Below are 4,259 nucleotides of genomic sequence, written 5' to 3'. Positions count from 1 at the left end.
GCCAGCAGTCCGCTGGCCGGCCAGCCAGGGGAAACAACGATGCGCAACTCGAGTCTCTCGTCTCGGTGTCTGTTGCTCTGTGCGCTCGCCTTCGGCGGCGTTCTGCCGGCTCATGCCCAAGCCCCGCCCCCGTCCGCCGATCTCGGAATCACGAAGGTCGGGCCGACGACGGCCAGTGCCGGCACCGATGTCGTGTATACGTTGACCGTGGTGAACGCCGGTCCTGACGACGCGGCGAGTGCCAACATGAGCGATCAGATTCCGGCCGGCATGACCTTCGTCTCGTTGATGCAGACCGCCAGCCCCGCCTTCACCTGTACGACGCCGGCCGTCGGCGCCGGCGGCATCATCACCTGTAATGCAGCGACGCTGGCCACAGGCAGTTCGGCGACCTTCGCGGTCACGCTGCATATTCCTGCCGGAACCGCGGCGGGAACGCTTTTCGAGAATACTGCGAGCGTTTCCTCCGAAACCCCGGACCCCAATAGCGAGAACAACTCCACCATCTGGGGTGTCCAGATACCGTCGCCGCAGGCAGACGTATCCATCATCAAAACCGGCCCGGTCAGCGTGGCGGCCAACTCCGACATCAGCTACACGATTGTCGTCGCCAACTACGGACCCGATGCGGCGACCAACGTGGCCTGGGCGGACAATCTGCCGGCGGGTTTCCCGTCCGCGCCGATGACGTTCGTGTCCTTCAATCAGACTGCCGGCCCGGCCTTTACCTGCACTCCGGGTGTGTCGACGACCTGCACGATCGCCAGCCTCGCCGCCGGCGCCTCCGCAACGTTTACCCTGATCGGGCACGTACCCAACGGGACCTCGGCGGGCACGATCTACACGAATGTCGCTGCCGTCACCTCGGACAACGACCCGAACAGCGAGAACGACAGCTCCGCCACCACCACGACGGTGTCGAGCGCCGACGTCGCCGTCACCAAATCCGGACCGGCCAGCGCCATTGCCGGCGGGCCATCGATCAGCTACACGATCAGCTTGAGCAACAACGGGCCCGATGCGGCGACGCAGGCACGCTTCACCGATGCGTTGCCGGCCGGCCTGACGTTTGTCTCGCTCGTGCAGAACACCGGGCCTGCGGCGAGCTGCGCGGTGCCCGCGATCGGGGCCAACGGCAGCATCACCTGCACCATCGCCGTGCTCGCCAACGGCAGCAGTGCCCAGTTCACGCTGACGGCGGCAGTGTCGGCCAGCGTCGCAAACGGAACGACTCTGCAGAACACCGCGACCGCGACGACCGACAGTGTCGACCCCAATCACGGCAACGACACTTCCACCGTCGCTACCACGGTATCCACCCAGGCCGATCTCGGCGTGACCAAGAGCGGCCCGGCAAACGTCATTGCCGGAGGTAACGCCACCTACACGTTGACGCTGATCAACGCCGGCCCGTCCAACGCCGCCTCGGTGACGCTGAGCGATTCATTGCCGACTGATGCGACCTTCGTCTCGCTGGCGCAGGCCCCCGGCCCGGCCTTCACCTGCGCGACGCCTCCGGTCGGCGGGAGCGGTCCCGTCACCTGCAGCATCGCCACGCTGGCCGTCGGCGCAAGCGCGTCATTCACGCTCGTCATCACCGTTCCGGTCAGCGCCGGCAACGGCAGCAACCTGGTCAATACCGCGACGGCGAGCAGCGCGACCACCGATCCCAATACCGCCAACAATAGCGCCTCGGCGACATCGACGGTCAACAACACTGCCGACCTCGTCATGAGCAAGACTGCGGCGGCAATCGTCACGGCGGGACAAAATCTTACCTACACACTCGGCCTGGCCAATCAGGGCACCTCGCCGGCAAACAACGCGCAATGGAGCGATACGCTGCCCGCCGGTACCACGTTCGTCTCACTCGCGCAGACTGCGGGTCCGGCCTTCACCTGCACAACGCCAACAATCGGTGCGGGTGGCACCATCACCTGCGGTGCGGCGACGCTCGCGGTGGGCGCGAGTGCCTCCTTCGCGCTTGTCGTCGCAGTGGCCGGCGACACAGCCGCCGGCACGACGCTGACGAATACGGCAACCGCGCAAACCAGCAGCGTGGACGCGAATCCGGCCAATAACAGCGCCGTCGCCAACACCAACGTAGGGGCGACCGCGGATCTCTCGGTGAGCAAGACTGCGGCGTCCGCATCCGTGCCGCCGGGCAGCAAGATCGTCTACACGCTGGGCGTGAACAACAACGGACCGTCTGCGGCTTCGGCGGTGGCTTTGGTTGACGCACTGCCGAGCGGCACCCGTTTCGTCTCGCTCGCGCAGACTGCCGGGCCTGCTTTCGCCTGCACGACGCCGGCTGTAGGTGCCGGCGGCACAGTCACATGCACGGTCGCAACGCTGGCATACGGGGCAAGTGCGAGCTTCGCGCTCACCATCGATACGGTCGGAGTCCAAACCGGAAGCGTAGTCAACACCGCGTCGGCAACGACGACGACAGCCGACCCTACGTCGTCCAACAACAGCGCAAGTGTGAGCGTGGCGCTGGTGTCGGCTCCGGTCGCCGCGCCCTTACTCCACTGGCAGATGTTGCTGCTCATGACGGGTCTCATCGCCGCTTTTGCCTGGCGACGGCGGCGAATGTACTGAGCGGCTTGCCGCGAGAGTCAGTAGGCGAATTCCCTGAACAGCGGATCGACGCTGCCGTTCCATGGCCCGTTGAACAGTTCGAGCTTGCGCTCGGCCGGGGTCTGGTTCGCTTCGACATATTCGATCAGCGGCTCAATGAAGACCGCTTCGCTCGCGCCGGTCGCATTCAATTGATTGCGCCGCGTGAGGCCCTGCCCGGAAATCTTCAGCGCCTCGCGCGCGAGGTCGCGCACGCTGCCGTTGCGGAATGGCAGTTTGAGTGCGTGTTTCGGCACGCCGTCGCGCAGCGCGTGGCGCTCGGCCATGGTGAAATCCTTGACCAGATCCCAGGCGGCGTCGAGCGCGGTCTGGTCGTAGAGCAGGCCGACCCAGAACGCGGGCAGCGCGCACAGCCGGCTCCAGCGGCCGCCGTCGGCGCCGCGCATCTCGAGGTACTTCTTCAAGCGCACTTCGGGGAAGGCCGTGGTCATGTGGTCGGCCCAGTCCTTCATCGTCGGCAGTACGCCGGGCAGATCGTCGAGTCCGCCGGCGAGGAATTTCTTGAACGACTTGCCGGCGAGATCGATGTACTTGCCGTCGCGATAGGAAAAATACATCGGCACGTCGAGCAGGTAGTCGACGTAGCGCTCGTAGCCGAAGCCGTCCTCGAAGACGAAATCGAGCATGCCGGTGCGATCTGCATCGGTGTCGGTCCAGATGTGCGATCGGTACGAGAGGTAGCCGTTCGGCTTGCCTTCGGTGAACGGCGAGTCGGCGAACAGCGCGGTCGCGATCGGCTGCAGCGCGAGGGAGACGCGGAATTTTTTCACCATATCCGCTTCGTTGGCGAAGTCGAGGTTCACCTGGACAGTACAGGTGCGCGTCATCATGTCGAGGCCGAGCTTGCCGACCTTGGGCATGTAGTCGCGCATGATGCGGTAGCGGCCCTTCGGCATCCACGGCATCTCGTCGCGCCGCCACTTCGGCTGGAAGCCCATGCCGAGGAAGCCGAGCTGCAACTCGTCGGCAACCGTCTTGACCTCGCGCAGATGGCCGGTGACTTCCTCGCAGGTCTCGTGGATCGTCTTGAGCTGGCCACCGGAGAGTTCGAGCTGGCCGGCCGGTTCGAGCGTGATCGAGCCGTCGCCGCGCGCGAGCGCGATCACGTTGGTCGCGCCGTCCACGGTCTCGCTGATCGGCGCCCAGCCGAAGCGCGTGAGTCCGTTGAGCATCGCGCCGATGCCTCGCGGACCTTCGTACGTAGGCGGACGCAGGTCGTCGAGGCGGAAGCCGAACTTCTCGTGTTCGGTGCCGATGCGCCACGCCTCGGGCGTGCGCGCGCCGGAGGCGATGTAGTCCACGAGCTGCTCGCGGCGTTCGATCGGGGTTTCTTTTACCGCGCTGGGTCCGGACATAGGCTCGCGTGCTCTTTTGTCGTCATTTCCGCGAAAGTGGGAATGACGGCGTATTGAATTCTGGCTGGGTGATATGGAGGCTGGGCAGTGGAACAAAAGACCCCACTGACCGCAAGAAACTGACGCCGCGGCGTATCAGGATTGGGACAGCAGCGCGGCCAGCGCGCCGCGTGCCTCGTCGAGGCCGGTCTTGGCCTGCGCGGAAAACAGCTGCGCGGTCGCGGCGAAGCCGGCGGCGGCGATCTCTTTGCGCACCGCGGCCAG

At 65.6% G+C, this 4,259-nt stretch carries 2 protein-coding genes; one reads left to right on the top strand and one right to left on the bottom strand.

What is annotated here, in order from left to right:
- Window positions 1–39: 39 nt before the first annotated feature.
- Window positions 40–2,601 (top strand): DUF11 domain-containing protein, encoded by a 2,562-nt coding sequence (locus VF497_RS04000; RefSeq protein ID WP_330886348.1) that lies wholly within the window; start codon window positions 40–42, stop codon window positions 2,599–2,601.
- A gap of 17 nt (window positions 2,602–2,618) precedes the next feature.
- On the opposite strand, the gene VF497_RS03995 is transcribed toward VF497_RS04000, so the two are convergent.
- Window positions 2,619–3,995, bottom strand: a complete 1,377-nt coding sequence (locus VF497_RS03995) for a glutamate--cysteine ligase (RefSeq protein WP_330886347.1) — start codon at window positions 3,993–3,995, stop codon at window positions 2,619–2,621.
- Window positions 3,996–4,259: the final 264 nt, after the last annotated feature.

The organism is Rudaea sp. (assembly GCF_036383415.1).
In the GTDB taxonomy this organism is placed as follows: Bacteria; Pseudomonadota; Gammaproteobacteria; order Xanthomonadales; family Rhodanobacteraceae; genus Rudaea.
The sequence above is the reverse complement of the archived record's forward strand: the minus strand, read 5'-3'. Positions and strand labels throughout refer to the sequence as shown.

What these genes read in the sequence shown, in the direction of transcription:
- VF497_RS04000 (WP_330886348.1), top strand. Translation starts at nt 40, where the DNA reads ATGCGCAACTCGAGTCTCTCGTCTCGGTGTCTGTTGCTCTGTGCGCTC.
- VF497_RS03995 (WP_330886347.1), bottom strand. Translation starts at nt 3,995, where the DNA reads ATGTCCGGACCCAGCGCGGTAAAAGAAACCCCGATCGAACGCCGCGAG.